Genomic DNA, 17691 nt, shown 5'->3' on the forward strand with positions numbered 1-17691 from the left:
AACACCCCATGCAACTGACGCTCTGGACTTACGAAGGACCGCCCCATGTGGGCGCCATGCGCGTGGCCACTGCCATGACGGATGTGCATTACGTGTTGCACGCCCCGCAAGGCGACACCTACGCCGACTTGTTGTTCACCATGATCGAGCGCCTGCCGCGCCGCCCCCCCGTCACTTACACCACCTTCCAAGCGCGTGATCTGGGTGGCGACACGGCCGAACTGTTCAAGGACGCCGCCCGCCAAGCCATGGCGCGCTTCAATCCTGCGGCCATGTTGGTAGGCTCGTCCTGCACCGCCGAGCTGATCCAGGACGATCCGGGTGGACTGGCCCAAGCCCTGAAGCTGACCATTCCTGTGGTGGCCCTGGAATTGCCCTCTTACCAGCGCAAGGAAAACTGGGGCGCGAGCGAAACCTTTTACCAACTGTGCCGCCACCTGGTGCACAAGCCTGCTACTGACAAGCCGGCCAAGGCCCGCCCCAGCTGCAACATTCTCGGCCCGAGCGCCCTGGGCTTTCGCCACCGTGACGACGTCAAGGAAATCACCCAGCTGTTGAACCAACTGGGCGTGGACGTGGCCGTGGTCGCGCCCCTGAGCGCCAGCGTGGCCGATGTGCAGAAGTTGGCCGAGGCCGACTTCAACGTGGTGCTCTACCCTGAAATTGGTTTGGCCGCAGCACAATGGTTGCAGCGCCAGTTTGACCAGCCTTACACCAAGACCGTGCCTTTGGGCAGCCACGCCACGCGCGACTTCATCGCCGAAGTTTGCACCTTGACCGGCCTGCCCCAGCCCGCACAAGACCCGACCAACGCGCACGCCCACTGGTACGCCAAGTCGGTCGACTCGACCTACCTGACCGGCAAGCGCGTCTACATTTTTGGCGATGCCACGCATGTGGTGGCCGCAGCCCGCATCGCCAGCCAGGAAATGGGCTTTGAGGTGGTGGGTCTGGGCACTTACAGCCGGGAATTTGCCCGCGAAGTGCGCGACTGTGCCAAGCGCTATGGTGTCGAGGCCTTGATCACCGACGACTACCTGGAAGTTGAAACCCAAATCAACGCGCTGCAACCCGAGCTGATTTTGGGCACACAAATGGAGCGCCACATCGCCAAGCGCCAGGGCATCCCCTGTGCTGTGATTTCGGCCCCGGTGCATGTGCAGGACTTCCCCGCCCGCTACGCGCCGCAAATGGGTTTTGAAGGGGCCAACGTGTTGTTCGACACCTGGGTGCACCCGCTGATGATGGGCCTGGAAGAGCACCTGATTGGCATGTTCCGCGAAGACTTCGAATTCCACGCTGGGGCCGCACCTTCGCATTTGGGCAGCACACGACCTGCAGCCGAACTGAGCCAGGCACCTGTTGCCGCACCAGTGTCGACACCTGTATCCGCACCTGTGCCAACGCACGCAACGGCAACCACCACAGCCAGCGTACCCACCTTGTCCAGCGACAGCGTGCGCGCTGTCGCTGCCCCAGCCCAAACCGCTTCGAACCAGGCCACCTGGAGCCCCGAAGCCGAAAAGGAACTGGGCAAGATCCCGTTCTTTGTGCGTGGCAAAGCCCGCCGTAACACCGAGCGATTTGCCCAAGACCTGGGCGTGGCGACCATCACCGTGGAGACGCTCTACGATGCCAAAGCCCATTTCAGCCGCTAAGTCCAGCAACGCCCAGGCCCCGCGCATGGGCGTGGTGCTGCTGACCATGGACAGCCACCTGGCCAGCGCCGCCGAGAGCGCCGCAGAGCGTCTGGCGCGCGACCTCCCAGGCCTGCACCTGCAAACCCACAGTGCCTCGGCTTGGCGCGACAGCGAGTCCGCCCTGGCCAATTGCCTGGCCGCCGTGGCGCAAGCGGACATCGTCATCGTCACCATGCTCTTCATGGAAGACCACTTCCTGCCGGTGCTTGACGCCTTGCAAGCACGCCGCGAACACTGCGATGCCATGGTCTGCATCATGTCAGCGCCGCAGGTGACCCAGCTCACCCGAATGGGCAAATTGGTCATGGGCCGTGAGTCGAGCGGCCTGATGGCTTTGCTGAAAAAACTGCGTCCCAGCGCCAAAAACAAAGCCACAGGTTCAGACACCGGCGCACCCTCTAGTGCTGGTGCCAAGCAAATGGCGATGCTGCGCCGCTTGCCCAAACTGCTGCGTTTCATTCCCGGCACCGCCCAAGACCTGCGTCTGTTTTTCTTGACCATGCGTTACTGGTTGGCCGGGTCCGAACACAACATCGAGCACTTGGTCAAAACCCTGGTGCACCGCTACGCACAAGGCCCCCGCGAACCGCTGCGTGCCCTGGCTCAGCCCGAAGATCCGATCGAATACCCGGAGGTGGGCCTGTACCACCCCCAAATGAAAAACCGCATCAGCGAACAACTGAGCGACTTGCCTGGTTACGGCCGCAAAGACCAACCGGCGGTGGGCTTGTTGTTGTTGCGCTCGTATTTGCTGGCAGGCAACACCGCGCATTACGACGCGGTGATTGCTTCGCTGCAAGCACGCGGTTTGCGCGTCATCCCGGCTTTTGCCAGCGGCCTGGATGCCCGTCCGGCGATGGACCGTTTCTTTAAAAACGGTGGCTCCTCCAACATCCAGTCTTTGGTGTCCCTCACCGGCTTCTCTTTGGTCGGTGGCCCCGCTTACAACGACGCCAGCGCGGCCGAAGTCGCTTTGAGCGAACTCGACGTGCCCTACATCGCTGCACACCCGCTGGAATTCCAGTCCATTGAGCAGTGGGGTGGCTCCACACGCGGCCTGCTGCCGGTAGAAAACACCATCATGGTAGCCATCCCCGAACTCGACGGCTCCATCTTGCCCATGGTCTACGGTGGCCGCCCCGGCCCTGCCGGTCAAACCTGCACCGGCTGCGACAAGCGCTGCACCTTTCCCAGCGGCCCACGCAGCCAGGACATGTTCACCTGCACCGAGCGCACCGAGATGCTCACTGCGCGGGTGGAGCGTCTGGTGCGCCTGCGCGACAAGCCCCGCGCCGATCGCAAGCTGGCCATCGTGCTGTTCAACTTCCCACCCAACGCGGGCAGCGTGGGCACTGCCGCGTATTTGTCGGTGTTCCAGTCACTGTTCAACACCTTGCAGCGTCTGTCGCTGGAAGGCTACAAAGTCGAAATGCCCGCCAGCGTGGACGACCTGCGCAAGCGCTTGCTGCAAGGCAACGCCAGCCAGTACGGCACGCAGGCCAATGTGCTGCACGCCATCGACACCGGCCACCATGTGCAAAACGAACGTTGGTTGAACGAGATCGAAGCGCAGTGGGGCCCGGCCCCCGGCAAGCACCTGACCAACGGCCAGTCGATCTTTGTGCTTGGCGCGGCCTTTGGCCAAGTGGTGGTCACGGTGCAACCAGGCTTTGGCTACGAAGGCGACCCGATGCGCCTGCTGTTTGAAACCGGCTGTGCGCCCACCCACGCTTTCAGCGCGTTTTACCGCTACCTGCGCGACGATTACGCCGCCGACGCGGTGCTGCACTTCGGCACGCACGGTGCACTCGAATTCATGCCCGGCAAACAAACTGGCCTGTCGGCCCAGTGCTGGCCCGACCGCCTGATTGGCGCGCTGCCCAATATTTACCTGTACGCTGCCAACAACCCGTCCGAAGGCGCGCTGGCCAAGCGCCGGGGTGCGGCCACGCTGGTCAGCTACCTCACGCCATCGCTGACCCATTCGGGCCTGTACAAAGAGTTGGTCAACTTGCAGCAATCCATCGAGCGCTGGCAGCAGATGGGACCGGATCAAGCGCAAGACCGCGAAAGCCTGACTGAACTCATCCACGAACAAGCACAAAGCATTGACTTGGCCACGCCGGCCACTTGGGGTGGTGACCCCACCGCCTGGATCGAACAACTGCAAAACCAATTGCTCGAACTCGAATACGCCCTGATCCCCGAAGGCCTGCACGTCATGGGCCAGGCCCCCACCCGTGAGCAGCGCCTGGGCACGCTCCAGGTGATGGCCGACGCCATGGGCTTGACCGGTGCTCAGAACCCGGCGCTCATGGCCGCCTTGGTCGACGGCGCCAGCGAAGCGCAACTGAGCGCGCAGTTCAGCACCGCCTTGACCGCTGGCGACAAAGCCCAAGCCGAGACCTTGCGCCAGCTGGTGCGCAGCAACCGCTTGCTGGGCGAAGACCATGAAATGCAAGGCCTCATGCGCGCCCTCGATGGCCGCTACCTGCAGCCTGCCCCCGGCGGCGACCTGATCCGCAACGCCAACGTGCTGCCCACCGGCCGCAACCTGCACGGCTTGGACCCTTTCCGCATGCCATCGGCCTTTGCCGTGCGCGACGGCCAGCGCCAAGCCGAGAAACTGCTGGTCCGCTACCAACAAGACCACCAAGCCCTGCCCGAGACCGTGGCCATGGTGTTGTGGGGCACCGACAACCTCAAGACCGAAGGCAGCCCGATGGCCCAAGCCCTGGCCTTGATGGGCGCCGCGCCACGCTTTGACAGCTACGGCCGTCTGGCCGGTGCGCAGCTCATTCCCTTGGCTGAGCTGGGCCGCCCCCGCATCGACGTGGTGATCACCCTCTCGGGCATCTTCCGCGACCTGCTGCCCATGCAAATCCGCCTGCTGGCCGAAGCATCCTTCCTGGCCGCCAGCGCCGAAGAGCCCGAAGAGCAGAACTTCATCCGCAAGCATGCCTTGGCCTTCTTGGCCGAGCACCCGGGCAGCGACCTCGAATGCGCGGCGCTGCGGGTGTTTGGCAATACCGAAGGCGCGTATGGCGCGAATGTGAACCACCTGATCGACAGCAGCTGCTGGGAAAACGAAAACGAGCTGGGCGACGCCTTCACCCAGCGCAAAGGCTTTGCTTATGGCCGCGAAGGCCGCCCTGTGCGCAACACCGCCGTGCTGCAAAGCGCGCTGGCCAGTGTCTCACTGACCTATCAAAACCTCGACTCGGTGGAGTTGGGCGTGACCAGCATCGACACCTACTTCGACACCTTGGGCGGCATCAGCCGCGCCGTGCTGCAGGCCAAGCACCAACGCGACGGCAACGCGGCCGAAGCCCCACCGGTGTTCATTGGCGACCAGACGCAAGGCGACGGCGTGGTGCGCAGCCTGACCGAACAAGTGGCCCTGGAAACCCGCAGCCGCATGCTCAACCCCAAGTGGCACGAAAGCATGTTGCAGCACGGCTACGAAGGCGTACGCCAGATCGAAGCGCACCTCACCAACACCATGGGCTGGTCAGCCACCACGGGCCAAGTCCAGCCCTGGGTCTACCAACAACTGGCCCAGACCTTTGTGCTGGACCCCGCCATGCGCGAGCGTATGGCCCAGCTCAACCCCACCTCATCCGCCAAATTGGCCAACCGGCTGTTGGAGGCCACCCGCCGCCAGTACTGGCAACCCGACGCCGAGACCATGACAGCCCTGCTGCGTGCGGGTGAAGAACTTGAAGACCGCCTTGAAGGCATATACGAAGGACAACCAGCATGATCGAAACCACCAGCATCCCTGTGAACAGCATCCAGAGGGTACGCGGCGCAGACGGCGAAGGCAGCGTGCAGTTCCAGATGGACCCTACGGTCAAGATTGGCACCGCCAAGGTGTTTGCGGTTTACGGTAAGGGCGGCATCGGCAAGAGCACCACGTCGTCCAACCTCTCGGTCGCCTTCAGCAAACTGGGCAAGCGCGTGCTGCAAATCGGTTGCGACCCGAAGCACGACTCCACCTTCACCCTGACCAAAAAACTCATGCCCACCGTGATCGACGCGTTGGAGACGGTGGATTTTCACGCCGAAGAATTGCGCCTCGATGACTTCGTCTTCAAAGGTTACAACGGCGTGATGTGCGTCGAAGCCGGTGGTCCACCCGCCGGCACCGGCTGCGGCGGCTACGTGGTCGGTCAGACCGTCAAGTTGCTGAAAGAACACCACCTTCTCGAAGACACCGATGTGGTGATTTTTGACGTGTTGGGCGACGTGGTGTGCGGTGGTTTTGCAGCGCCCTTACAACACGCCGACCGCGCCCTGATCGTGACCGCCAATGACTTCGACTCGATCTTTGCGATGAACCGCATCGTGCAAGCGATTGGCGCCAAGGCCAAGAACTACAACGTGCGCTTGGGCGGCGTGATCGCCAACCGCAGCGACGCCACCGACCAGATCGACAAATACAACGCGGTCACCGGCCTCAAGACCATGGCGCACTTCCCCATGCTCGACGAGATCCGCAAGAGCCGTTTGCAAAAGTGCACATTGTTCGAACTGGAGCCGACTCCGGCTGTGAAAGCCGTACAAGACGAGTACATGCGCCTGGCCGCTGCGCTGTGGTTGGGGGCAGATCCGTTGCCGTCCATCCCGATGAAAGACCGCGACATTTTTGACCTGCTGGGTTTTGACTGATCCGCACGGCAAAAAACGCACCGAAAGCAAGACATGAATACCACCGCCTACGAACAACGCCGCAGCCAGATCGAGCACTACTTCGACCGCACGGCAGCCGATGCCTGGGCCCGTCTGACGTCGAACGAGCCGGTGGGCCGCATACGCGCCACCGTGCGCGCCGGGCGCGACACCATGCGCGAGACGCTGCTGTCGTGGCTGCCACAAGACCTGCGCGGCAAACGCGTGCTGGATGCCGGTTGCGGCACCGGCGCGTTGGCCCTGCAAGCGGCACTGCGCGGAGCCGAGGTGGTGGCGATTGATTTGTCGCCCACCCTGGTCAAACTGGCCGCCGAACGCATGGCCGCTGAACACCCGACCCTGCCCGGCAGTGTGGAATTTTTGTCAGGCGACATGCTCAGCCCCGAATTGGGCCACTTTGACCATGTGGTTTGCATGGACTCGCTCATCCACTACGACAGCGACCAAATCGCTGAAGCTTTGGCCGGTTTGGCGCAACGCACGCGCGGCTCCATGGTCTTCACCTTCGCGCCGCGCACACCGCTCTTGGCCCTGATGCACAGCGCAGGCCGCTTGTTTCCGCGCAGCGACCGCTCGCCCTCACTCTCACCTGTAGCGCATGCGGACTTGCTGGCCCGCATGCAAGGCCATACCGATTTGCAGGGCTGGCAAGCCGCGCGCATGCAGCGCGTGGCCAGCGGCTTTTACACCTCGCAAGCTTGGGAGTGGACACGCTCATGAAACTGCGCGTTCCCATGCCCCGCTGGTTCACGGCCTACGGCACGCGCTTCATGCCGTTTGCCGATGCGGCCTCGCCCGAGCTGCCGATGGCGCGTCTGTTGCGCCTGTCGCTGTTTCAGGTGGTGATCGGCATGGTCACAGCGCTGCTGGTGGGCACGCTCAACCGGGTCATGATTGTGGAGCTGCAAGTACCCGCCTGGTGGGTAGCGCTGGCCGTGGCCATTCCCATGGTGTTTGCGCCTTTGCGCACCTTGATCGGCTACCGCAGCGACACCCACCCCTCGGCGCTGGGTCTGCGCCGCATTCCCTACATGTGGAGCGGCACCTTGCTGCTGTTTGGTGGCCTGTCCATCATGCCCTTTGCCTTGTTGCTGCTGTCTGAGCCTGAGAGCGCCAACCTGTGGGTGGGTCAACTTGGCGCATGCCTGGCCTTTGTGCTGGTGGGCACAGGTATCCAGGTCACGCAAACCGCGGGCATGGCGCTCGCGCACGACTTGGCCAGCGACGACAAACGCCCCCGCGTGGTGGCCTTGCTTTACAGCATGTTGCTGGTCGGCATGATCGCCAGCAGCGCAGTGTTCGGCCTGGTCCTGAGTGATTTCACGCCGCAAAAACTCATCCAGCTGGTGCAAGGTTGCGCCGTGATGGTGGCGGTGATGAACCTGACCGCCTTGTGGAAGCAAGAGGCCCGTGGCGCCAAGCGCGGACGCCGGGAGGCCGGCGGCTTTGCCCACAGCTGGCGCGAACTCATGGCCGAGCCCCAGATGCGTCGCTTTTTGTGGACCCTGGGCATTGGCACCTTCGCCTTCAATATGCAAGACATCGTGCTGGAGCCCTACGCGGCAGAAATCTTGAAGCTTGATGTGGGCTCAACCAGCGCCTTGACGGCCTTGAGTGCCGGTGGCGCTTTGCTGGCTTTCTTGTTGTCGGCCCGCTGGTTGTCGGGTGGCCTGCACGCTTGTCGCTTGGCCAGCCTGGGTGTGCTGCTGGGCTTGCCCGCTTTTGCGATGGTGATTTTTTCAGGACCGCTGGAAGCGGCCTGGATGTTCCGCATCGGCGTCGGCCTGATCGGTTTCAGCGGCGGCTTGTTTTCTGTGGGCATGCTGGTCACGGCCATGGGCATGGCCCAAGACGGCAGTCCACTCGGCAAGCTCGGAGGTTTGGTCATCGGCACCTGGGGTGCGGTGCAAGCCACCAGCGCAGGGGCGGCCATGGCCCTGGGCGGTGCTTTGCGCGACGGCGTGTCGGTGCTGGCCATGTCTGGCGCACTGGGCGAGGTGCTGGTCACGCCCATCACCGCCTACAGCTTCATCTACCACTTGGAAATGTATCTGTTGTTTGTCGTGCTGGTGGCCCTGGGCCCGATGTTGCGCGCCAGCCGCCTGGCTGCTCGAGCAGAGGCCCAAAAAACCAACACCCCCCAACCCTTTGGCTTGGCACAACTGCCAGGCTGATGCACCGATTTTTTTGAAGGAGAACAGCCATGGAAACAGGCGCAATCACACAGTACGTCGATGTGGCCCAAATCGTTTTGTACATGTTCTGGGCATTTTTTGCGGGACTTATTTTTTACCTCATTCGAGAAGGTCACCGCGAAGGCTACCCCATGGATTCGGGGCGCGAAAACGGCCCCAAAATCGAAGGATGGCCACCCGCCCCAGAACCGGTGGTCTACAAAACCGAAGACGGTCACACCCATCTGTCACCCGACCATAATCGGCCAGACGGTATTTACAGCGGCCAACCCACACACGGATGGAACGGAGCGCCGCTTGAACCCGTAGGCGACCCGCTGCTCGCAGGCGTGGGCCCTGGCGCTTGGGCCATGCGCGCAGACGTGCCCGACATGGAGCACGGTCATCCCAAAATTGTGCCCATGCGCATCGCCACCGACCACTCGGTCGCCAAGCAAGACGTTGATCCACGCGGCCTGCCCGTGTGGGGCGCTGACAAAAAGATCGCTGGCACCGTGGTCGATTTGTGGGTAGACCGCATGGAAATGCTGTTCCGCTACGCTGAAGTTCAGCTGGTGAACTCCGACAAACGGGTCTTGCTGCCCATGACCTTTGCGCGCATCAAGAAAGATGGCTCGCATGTGCAAGCGATTCTGGCCCACCAGTTTGCCAACGTACCGCAAACCAAATCCAAAGACCAGATCACGCTGCTGGAAGAGGAAAAGATCACCGCCTATTACGGCGCAGGCACCTTGTATGCGACACCTGAGCGTCAGGAACCCATCATATGAAAGCCACCCACGAACACGAGTGGGAAGCCTCCCCCGGCTTGCCCAGCGCGCTGCCCAAGGGCGAACGCGTGGTTTGGCAGGGTGCGCCCGACTGGAAACGTCTGGCCATCCACGCGTTTCATGTGCGCACAATCGCGTTGTACTTTGTACTGATGCTGGCGGTGCAGGCCATCAACCTGACGGCCCCTGACAGCGGTACTGGGATGAAACCCCTGGCAGAAGTTGACTGGAAACCTATGGTGGTTGCTGCCAGCCTGTATGTGGTGGCTCTGGCTTTGTTGTTGGGGACAGCTTGGATGTCGGCGCGCAACACGCTTTACACCCTCACCAACAAGCGTGTGGTCATGCGCATTGGCATTGTGTTAACGCTGACCTTCAACCTGCCTTTCAAACGCATCGTGGGTGCTTCGCTCAAACCTCAAGGCAAAGGCACAGGCGATATCGCGTTGGCTTTGCACCCCGAAGACCGCATCGGTTGGGCTCACCTGTGGCCGCACCAGCGCGCCTGGTACGTGACAAAGCCCCAGCCCACCTTGCGCTGCATTCCCGAGAGCCAGCAAGTCGGTGAGCAACTGCTGAACCTGTGGCGTGCAGAACGTGCAGGGCAAAGCCTGCAGCTGGGCGATGTTCCAGCCCAATCCGCGCAACCGGCAGCATCAGCCCACAACCAAGGAATGCCGGCATGAATACCTTGCCCCAACAGGACTGGTCAACACCCAACGCCTCGGCCCGAAAGGCCCAAGGCCTGAACCGCCCCATGGCCTGGATTGGCGTAATGCTGCTGGCCATACTGGTGGCCGTGGGCCTGGCCCGCTGGTCGGGGCTGGACCCACGCACACCCGATGCCCCCGTCAAGTGGCAGCGCGACCTGCAGTTTCGCGACGTGGTCGGTGGCGACATCGCCGTGCTGGACCATCACACCGGGCAACAAGTCGCCAGCTTCACAGGCGAACAAGGCTTTTTACGCAGCACCCTGCGCGCCCTGGCGCGTGAACGCCACCGCGAAAGCCTGAGCAGCGACGCCCCCTTTTTGCTGATTGGCCGCACCGACGGTCGTCTGACCCTGCAAGACCCCAGCACCGGACAACGCATTGACCTGGAGTCTTTTGGCCCTAACAACGCCGCTGTTTTTGCCAGTTTGCGTCTGGCGGGGCAAGAGACCAAACCCCAGAACAACACCCGCTGAACTTGATTGAACCCGGAGAACACCATGAACGCCACTGCTGTCCAGACCATCGAAACCGCCGAAGACGCCAACAAAAAGGCGGTGCACGACGACTTGATCAGCCCGCGTTTTTACACCACCGACTTTGCGGCCATGGACCGGATCAACATCGAGCCAGTGCGCGCCGAGTGGGACAGGATGATGGCTGAGTATGAAGGGGACAACAACCACGACCACTTCCAGCGCGACGAGGCTTTTGCCGCCGAAGTGGCTGCGGGCATGGCCAGTCTTTCACCCGAAATGCGCCAGGAATTCATGGATTTTTTGGTCAGCTCACTGACCTCAGAATTTTCTGGCTGCGTGCTTTACAACGAGATCCGCAAGAACGTCACCAACCCTGACATCAAACAGCTGATGACCTACTTGGCACGTGACGAATCGCGCCATGCGGGCTTCATCAACCTGTCGCTGCGCGACTTCAACCTGGGCATTGACCTGGGCAACTTGAAGCGCACCAAGAAGTACACCTTCTTCAAACCCAAATACATTTACTACGCCACCTACCTGTCTGAAAAGATCGGCTATGCGCGCTACATCACCATCTTCCGCCAGTTGGAAAAGCACCCCGAAAAACGCTTTCACCCCATCTTTCGCTGGTTCGATCTGTGGTGCAACGACGAGTTCCGTCACGGCGAATCGTTTGCCCTGATCATGCGCGCCAACCCCCAACTGCTCAGCGGTGCCAACAAGCTTTGGATTCGCTTTTTCTTGCTGGCCGTATACGCCACCATGTACGTGCGCGACCACACCCGCCCCATGCTGCATGAAGCCATGGGACTCGATTCGAGTGAATACGATTACCAAGTGTTCCGCATCACCACGGCCATCACCCAACAGGTCTTTCCATTGGCGCTGGACACCGACAACCCCAACTTCCGCCGTGGCCTTGAACGCCTGTTTGCCCTGTCGCAAGCCATGGAAAAAGCCAAAACGCGCGGTGGCCTGGTCGGCAAACTGCAGCAAGGCGTGTGTGCCGCAAAAGCAGCCGCGACCTTTGCCCGTCTGTTTTGCATGCCCGTGATCAAACAAGACCTGTCGCCCCAAGTCCGCATGGAACCGGCATGGTGACTGAAGTCGTCTGGGCTTGCGTTTTCACGGCCCTGTGCTGGTGGCTCGGCACGGGCGTGATTTTGTGGCTCGACCGGCTGCCTGTGCGCAGCTTCCGTTTCAGCCTCGCCGGCTGGACGGTGCTTTTGGCTTTGAGTTTTTGGGGTGTGGCCCACAGCATGCAAGAGGTCAGCGTGTTCAACGCCTACCTCGCTTTTGGGAGCGTGATCGTCATGTGGGGCTGGCACGAGTTGGCTTTCCTCACCGGCTGGATCACTGGTCCACGCAAAACCCCGCTGGACGCAGGCCTCACGGGTTGGTCGCGGTTTGTGCAGTCAGTGCAAGTCATGCTGTACCACGAGCTGACTTTGCTGGGGAATTTTGCTGTGCTGTGGTGGATGCAAGAGGGCCAGGCCAGCCATGTGGCCATTTGCACCTTTGCGCTGCTGTGGTGCATGCGCTTGTCGGCCAAACTGAATTTGTTTTTTGGCGTGCCGCAAAACGGCGCGCAATACTTACCCGAACACCTCAAGTATTTGGCCAGTTATTTCCGCACCACCACCGGCATGTCGCTGTGGTTTGTGGTTTCGATGGGTGGGGCCATGGGGACCTGGTTTTGGTTGGTGTGGCTGGCGCAACAAGGCGCTGTGGCCATCACCACCGGCTGGGTCATGCTGGCCACCTTGCTGGGGCTGGCGATCGTTGAACACATCATCATGATTTTTCCTTGGCCACTGGAGCGGCTGTGGGGCTGGGCCATGGGCCAGACCACGAAACCGGCTTTAACCACACCCCCTTAAAGACCTCCATGAACACCCTGACCCTCACCCCCGCCCTGCGCGCAGATGGCTTTGACACACCGAGCATCCCACCACGCCCCAGTGCCAGTGAGGTGAGTCGCACACCACAGCGCCCCGTGGCGGTGGTGATTGGCAGTGGCTTTGGTGGCCTGGCAGCAGCCATCCGCCTGAGCGTCATGGGCTACGAAGTCAAGGTGTTCGAAAAACTCGATGCACCCGGTGGCCGCGCCTATGTGCACCGTCAAGACGGTTTCACCTTCGATGCAGGCCCCACCATCATCACCGCACCCTTTTTGCTCGAAGAGCTGTGGGCGCTGTGCGGCAAAAGTTTTTCAGACGATGTGAAACTGGTCGCCATGGACCCGTTTTATCGGGTCCGCTTTTCAGATGGTACCTGGTTCGATTACAACGGTGACGCCGAACACATGCGTGCCGAAGTGGCCCGCTTTGAGCCTTCAGACCTGGCGGGTTACGAGCGCTTTTTGGAAGAAGCCGAGCGATGCAAGACCTTGGGGTTTGAGGGCATGGGCGACATGGCCTTTGACAAGGTCAGCGACCTGATGGCCGCCATACCCGACTTCTTGCGCATGGGCGCTTGGCGCAGCCTCTACAGCTTGGTGGCCAAACACATGCGCAACGACAAGCTGCGCATTGTGATGAGCTTTCACCCGCTGCTGATTGGCGGCAACCCCTTTGCCGTGACCTGTGCTTATGCGCTCATCAACTCGCTGGAGCGCACCTGGGGTGTGCACTCGGCCATGGGCGGCACCGGGGCCATCGTGAAAGGTCTGGTCGGCTTGCTGCAGGAGCGTGGGGTACCGGTTCGTTGCAACGCACCCGTGACGCAAATCAGGATCGAAGGCGGCCACGCCTGTGGTGTGGAACTGCAAAACGGCGAGTTCGTCGATGCAGACATCGTGGTCAGCAACGGCGACACCGCTTGGACCTACAAGAACCTGGTGGCCCCCGAGCACCGCCGTGTTTGGAGCGACCGCAAGATCGCCAATGGGAAATACTCCATGGGCCTGTTCGTTTGGTACTTCGGCACCTCCAAGCAGTACAAAGACGTGCCGCACCACATGATGGTGCTGGGACCGCGCTACAAGGGCCTGCTGCAAGACATCTTCCAAAAGCACAAATTGGCCGAGGACTTCAGCCTGTATTTGCACCGCCCCACCGCCACAGACCCCTCCATGGCACCCGAGGGCTGTGACACGTTTTATGTGCTCTCCCCAGTGCCACACCTGGACAGTGGCACCGACTGGCCTGCGTTTGCCGAGACCTACCGCGCCGCCATTGCCGAGAGCTTGGAAGCCAGCGTGTTGCCGGGTTTGCGCGAAAGCATCGTGACCAGCAAAGTCAGCACGCCACAGGATTTTCAGGACAACTTGTGGTCTTACAAAGGCGCAGGTTTTGGCTTGGAACCTCTGCTGCTGCAAAGCGCCTGGTTTCGTCCGCACAACCGCAGCGAAGATGTGCCAGGTCTGTTCGTGGTGGGTGCCAGCACGCACCCGGGTGCTGGCGTGCCCGGCGTCCTCATGTCAGCCAAAGCTTTGGAAACGGTGGTACCCCATGTCCATGTCTGAACGCAGCCCACACCTTCGCTTAGCGACATCAGCGCCCCAGCCCACAGGTGCCGTGGTCACGCCCGTCCTTGATTTCGATTCACAAGACTTGCAGGCCTGCGTGGCCATGATGCAGGGCGGCTCGAAAACTTTTTTTGCGGCCAGCCGTTTGCTGCCGCCCCGGGTGCGCACCGCCGCTATCGCGCTTTACGCTTTTTGCCGTGTAGCCGATGACTTGGTGGACGAAGCGGTGGTGGGTGATACACCGCTCGATGTGCTGCAAACGCGCCTGGACGCCATATATGCGGGCACCCCGCAAGACCATGTCGAAGACCACGCGCTGAGCCTGGTGGTGCAGCAATACAAATTGCCACGCCACTTGCTGGACGCGCTGATCGAAGGATTTGCCTGGGATGCCGCTGGCCAAAGTTACGACAGCATTGAAGACCTGCACACTTATGCTGCCCGTGTGGCCGGCAGTGTGGGCGCCATGATGAGCTGGATCATGGGGCCGCAAAGCATGGACACTCTGGCTCGCGCCTGCGAACTGGGCGTGGCCATGCAACTGACCAACATCGCCCGCGACGTGGGACACGACGCCAGCATCGGTCGGCTGTATCTGCCACGCCGCTGGTTGATAGAAGCTGGTGTGCAGCCCGAAGCCTGGATGGCCAACCCCGCCTTCACGCCCGGCATCGCCGAAGTGATCAGCCGCCTGCTGGACGAAGCCGACCGCCTTTACAAACAAGCACATTCGGGCATTGCCGCCCTGCCCCCCGACTGCCGCGCGGCCATTTGTGCGGCCAGCATGATCTATTCCGAGATTGGCCACCAACTGCGCCGCGAAGGCCTGGACTCGGTGAACAAACGCACCGTGGTCAGCACCACGCGAAAGCTCATGCTGCTGGCCAGCGCTTGGACCCAGACGCACTGGATTCGCACCTCCGCCAACAACCCCGCTCCCCTGGCGGCCATCATGCACCTGGTGCAAGGCTGCCGTGATGCCACCCAGCAGACAGCCCCTCCAACCTATTTTCCTAACCGTGCCATGCCCCAACGGGTGGCCTGGATGCTGGATTTGTTTGAACGGCGAGAAAACGAGCGCCTTGACCGCAACGCCCTGCAACACACGCCATGAGAGTCCACAGCCGCAACATCTTGGTGCGCCTGTTGTATGTGAGCCGTGCGGTGGGCCCACAAACCACCACGGTGACCACCTCCATCTTGGCGCAAGCGCATGCACACAACCCGAGCCAAGCCATCACCGGCGTATTGTGCCAAGGCCAGGGGTTTTTCATTCAGGTCATCGAGGGTGAACGCAGCCGCGTGAATGCGCTGTATGGCCGCATCTGCGCCGACAACCGGCACAAAGACGTGGAGATGCTGCACTACGAAGAAATCCATGAACGCCGTTTTGGCCAATGGTCCATGGCGCTCGTGCATTTGTCAGTGGATGATCCCATGGTCAAACTGCAGCACCCCGACTTCGACCCCTATTCGGCCTCTGGCCTGCAAGTGATGCAACAAATGCTGAACTTGCTTGAATCAGGTCAGCCGATTCGGATGCCTGTGGCTTGAGCAACAGGCCATGAGCAGACAAGTTTAAGAATTGCAAAGACACAAAAAAACCGCTGTGCAGCGGTTTTTTTGTGGGTTCAACTGGGGCGCATCATTTGCGTGGACCTTTTGGGCGATTAAACCAATTGGCCAGCATGAACAGGCCAAAAACCGCGAACATGATGATGAGTATGTGTTTGATTTCCATGGTTTTTCCTTAGGTTGAGGGTGATGGGTCCAAAAGGATGGGATTTATTATGCAGACTTGAGCGGTGGCCGTACAGGGCCAGACGCTGGGCGGATCAAAGGCGCCATGGCCCACAGGGTCAGGATCAGCAACAGGATTTCGAGGGCATACACCACCGAATACCCCATGAACGAATTGCTGCCCAAGGCCACACCATCACGCACCAAGCCGCCCAGTGCCATGCCCACACCAGCGGCAGTGGCCTGCACGGCGCCCCAGGCACCCATTGCCAAACCCACATGCTCTGGTAACGCCGTTTTCATGGTGGCCGTCAAGGTTCCGTGGGCAAATAAACCCCCACCCAACCCGATCATGAAAATCCCCACGGCAAACAAGGGGGCAGAGGCCAAGGGACCCGCAGCAATCACGGCCACAAAGGCGGGCAGTCCAAACCAGGCGCCCCAGCTGGCCATGCGGTAAGCATCAGCCCCCCGACCCAGCACACGCGAAGCCCAAACGAAACCGATCAACCCGCCCAAAGCCAGGTTGGCCGTGAGCAAGGTGGTGGTGGACACACTCAGACCCAAAATTTCTCCGCCATACGGCTCCAGCAAAACGTCTTCCATTGTGAACGCCATGGTGCCTAAGCCCACAGCGAGCAAACGCCGCAGGGTGTTTGGGCCTTGGCAAAACAGTTGCCAAGCTTGGCCAAAGGTGTGCTCGATGGGTGTGCCGGGTTTGCGCATGCGGCTGCGCGGCTCCTGCTTCCACAAGGCGATAACATTCAACACCAGCGTCATCACCGCCACGGCCTGCACCACACGTATCAGTTGCCCCGGGCTGTAGTCGCGCAGCAGGTGGCCCAGCATCAAGGCGCTGCCGATCATGCCGACCAACTGCATCACGTACATCAGTCCCACCACCTGAGGCTGACGCTCGTGTGGGGCCAAGTCGGTGGCCAGCGCGAGGCCTGCGGTTTGCACCGTGTGCATGCCAATGCCCACCAGGACAAAGGCACCCGCAGCACCCAGCAGGCCCACCCAGGTCGGCGCTTGGCTGGCCTGACCGGCCCCAGCGAGGACCAACAGCGCAAAGGGCATGATGGAAAATCCACCAAACTGCAGCAAACTGCCCATCCAGATGTAGGGCACACGCCGCCAACCCAGTTGCGAGCGGTGGTTGTCCGAGCGAAAACCGATCAGCGCCCGCATCGGCGCAATCAACAAAGGCAGTGCCACCATCAGCGACACCAGCGTAGCTGGCACTTGCAGCTCCACGATCATCACGCGGTTGAGGGTGCCCACCAGCATGACCATGGCCATGCCGACAGAAATTTGAAACAACGACAAACGCAGCAAACGGGACAGCGGCAAGTCGTCACTGGCAGCGTCGGCAAACGGCATAAATCTCGGGCCCAGATTGGCCAGAGAATTCACCAAAGGAGAACTTTTTTTGTTCATCGCGAAAAGACCAGGCGCATGCGCGCCTGGCCGTTCGGGCTTGCACCCTTTACTTCTTCACCGCAGCATCGGCCGCAGCTGGCGCTGAAGCCACCACTTTGGTGCCACCGTTGAGGAAGTTCTTCACCCAGGTGGTGTTGACCGTCAGGGCCAGGTGCACGCTGAATGACGCAACGGCCACAGCAGCAATGAACACTGGAATCCCAACCGAAGGCTTCACCACACACCACATTTTCGAGTAGATCATGATGATTTTCCTTTACTTGAGCCAGGGTGAATAAATATAGGCCAGCAGATGGGCAAATGCGGCAATCATGCCGAAAATCTGCGTGCCCTGGATAAGATTGCGGTGAATCTCTTCCGATTCGGCCTCGGTCAGTCCCGTTGGCCAGACTTTGTCTGAATTAGACATCGTTTTCTCCTTGCAGAAGACGTGCACGGCCCGCACGAGGGCTATTCTTGGCCACCATGGCCAGGAATGGGGTAGCCTTGA

At 61.0% G+C, this 17691-nt stretch carries 16 protein-coding genes; 13 read left to right on the forward strand and 3 right to left on the reverse strand.

The features are described from left to right. The first annotated feature begins 8 nt into the window (after window positions 1-8). Genes bchB through Q0O19_RS01245 form a run of 13 tightly spaced genes read left to right on the forward strand, consistent with a single transcriptional unit; the run spans window position 9 to window position 15572 of the window. Window positions 9-1658 carry a ferredoxin:protochlorophyllide reductase (ATP-dependent) subunit B gene (gene bchB / locus Q0O19_RS01185; RefSeq protein ID WP_295519229.1) on the forward strand — a complete coding sequence of 550 codons (1650 nt, stop codon included), beginning with the start codon at window positions 9-11 and terminating at the stop codon, window positions 1656-1658. Next, window positions 1633-5463, forward strand: coding sequence for a magnesium chelatase subunit H (locus Q0O19_RS01190; protein ID WP_295519232.1), 3831 nt, complete (start codon window positions 1633-1635; stop codon window positions 5461-5463). The genes bchB and Q0O19_RS01190 overlap by 26 nt, the downstream gene beginning before the upstream one ends. Continuing rightward, window positions 5460-6371, forward strand: coding sequence for a ferredoxin:protochlorophyllide reductase (ATP-dependent) iron-sulfur ATP-binding protein (bchL, locus tag Q0O19_RS01195; RefSeq protein WP_019429120.1), 912 nt, complete (start codon window positions 5460-5462; stop codon window positions 6369-6371). Before Q0O19_RS01190 ends, bchL begins: the two co-directional genes overlap by 4 nt. A gap of 33 nt (window positions 6372-6404) precedes the next feature. Further along, a complete protein-coding gene (gene bchM, locus Q0O19_RS01200; protein WP_295519236.1) occupies window positions 6405-7112 on the forward strand; it encodes a magnesium protoporphyrin IX methyltransferase in 708 nt (235 codons plus the stop codon). After that, window positions 7109-8566, forward strand: a complete 1458-nt coding sequence (locus tag Q0O19_RS01205) for a BCD family MFS transporter (protein WP_295519238.1) — start codon at window positions 7109-7111, stop codon at window positions 8564-8566. The genes bchM and Q0O19_RS01205 overlap by 4 nt, the downstream gene beginning before the upstream one ends. 29 nt (window positions 8567-8595) lie before the next feature. Next, on the forward strand, window positions 8596-9357 hold the full coding sequence (puhA, locus tag Q0O19_RS01210) for a photosynthetic reaction center subunit H (protein ID WP_295519241.1): 762 nt from the start codon (window positions 8596-8598) through the stop codon (window positions 9355-9357). Then, on the forward strand, window positions 9354-10043 hold the full coding sequence (gene puhB, locus Q0O19_RS01215; protein ID WP_295519243.1) for a photosynthetic complex putative assembly protein PuhB: 690 nt from the start codon (window positions 9354-9356) through the stop codon (window positions 10041-10043). Before puhA ends, puhB begins: the two co-directional genes overlap by 4 nt. Beyond that, window positions 10040-10543, forward strand: a complete 504-nt coding sequence (gene puhC, locus Q0O19_RS01220; RefSeq protein WP_295519245.1) for a photosynthetic complex assembly protein PuhC — start codon at window positions 10040-10042, stop codon at window positions 10541-10543. Before puhB ends, puhC begins: the two co-directional genes overlap by 4 nt. 24 nt (window positions 10544-10567) lie before the next feature. Then, window positions 10568-11650: a magnesium-protoporphyrin IX monomethyl ester (oxidative) cyclase gene (gene acsF, locus Q0O19_RS01225; protein WP_295519249.1), complete on the forward strand. Its 1083-nt coding sequence runs from the start codon at window positions 10568-10570 to the stop codon at window positions 11648-11650. Further along, window positions 11644-12429: a putative photosynthetic complex assembly protein PuhE gene (puhE, locus tag Q0O19_RS01230; protein WP_295519251.1), complete on the forward strand. Its 786-nt coding sequence runs from the start codon at window positions 11644-11646 to the stop codon at window positions 12427-12429. Before acsF ends, puhE begins: the two co-directional genes overlap by 7 nt. A gap of 8 nt (window positions 12430-12437) precedes the next feature. Continuing rightward, window positions 12438-14015, forward strand: coding sequence for a phytoene desaturase (locus Q0O19_RS01235; protein ID WP_295519253.1), 1578 nt, complete (start codon window positions 12438-12440; stop codon window positions 14013-14015). Then, window positions 14002-15132: a phytoene/squalene synthase family protein gene (locus Q0O19_RS01240; RefSeq protein WP_295519255.1), complete on the forward strand. Its 1131-nt coding sequence runs from the start codon at window positions 14002-14004 to the stop codon at window positions 15130-15132. Before Q0O19_RS01235 ends, Q0O19_RS01240 begins: the two co-directional genes overlap by 14 nt. Then, on the forward strand, window positions 15129-15572 hold the full coding sequence (locus Q0O19_RS01245) for a BLUF domain-containing protein (protein ID WP_295519257.1): 444 nt from the start codon (window positions 15129-15131) through the stop codon (window positions 15570-15572). The genes Q0O19_RS01240 and Q0O19_RS01245 overlap by 4 nt, the downstream gene beginning before the upstream one ends. Window positions 15573-15806: 234 nt before the next feature. Here the strand turns inward: Q0O19_RS01245 and Q0O19_RS01250 are convergent, their stop codons facing one another. From Q0O19_RS01250 to pufB, 3 genes are all read right to left on the reverse strand, one after another. After that, window positions 15807-17141, reverse strand: coding sequence for a PucC family protein (locus tag Q0O19_RS01250; protein ID WP_295519259.1), 1335 nt, complete (start codon window positions 17139-17141; stop codon window positions 15807-15809). 106 nt (window positions 17142-17247) lie between these two features. Next, window positions 17248-17445: a light-harvesting protein gene (locus Q0O19_RS01255; protein WP_295519261.1), complete on the reverse strand. Its 198-nt coding sequence runs from the start codon at window positions 17443-17445 to the stop codon at window positions 17248-17250. A 12-nt stretch (window positions 17446-17457) separates the two neighbouring features. Beyond that, complete coding sequence (gene pufB, locus Q0O19_RS01260) at window positions 17458-17610, reverse strand: light-harvesting antenna LH1, beta subunit (protein WP_019429105.1); 153 nt, start codon at window positions 17608-17610, stop codon at window positions 17458-17460. Window positions 17611-17691 lie beyond the last annotated feature (81 nt).

This window comes from Limnohabitans sp. Rim8 (genome assembly GCF_945869175.1).
In the GTDB taxonomy this organism is placed as follows: domain Bacteria; phylum Pseudomonadota; class Gammaproteobacteria; order Burkholderiales; family Burkholderiaceae_C; genus Limnohabitans_A.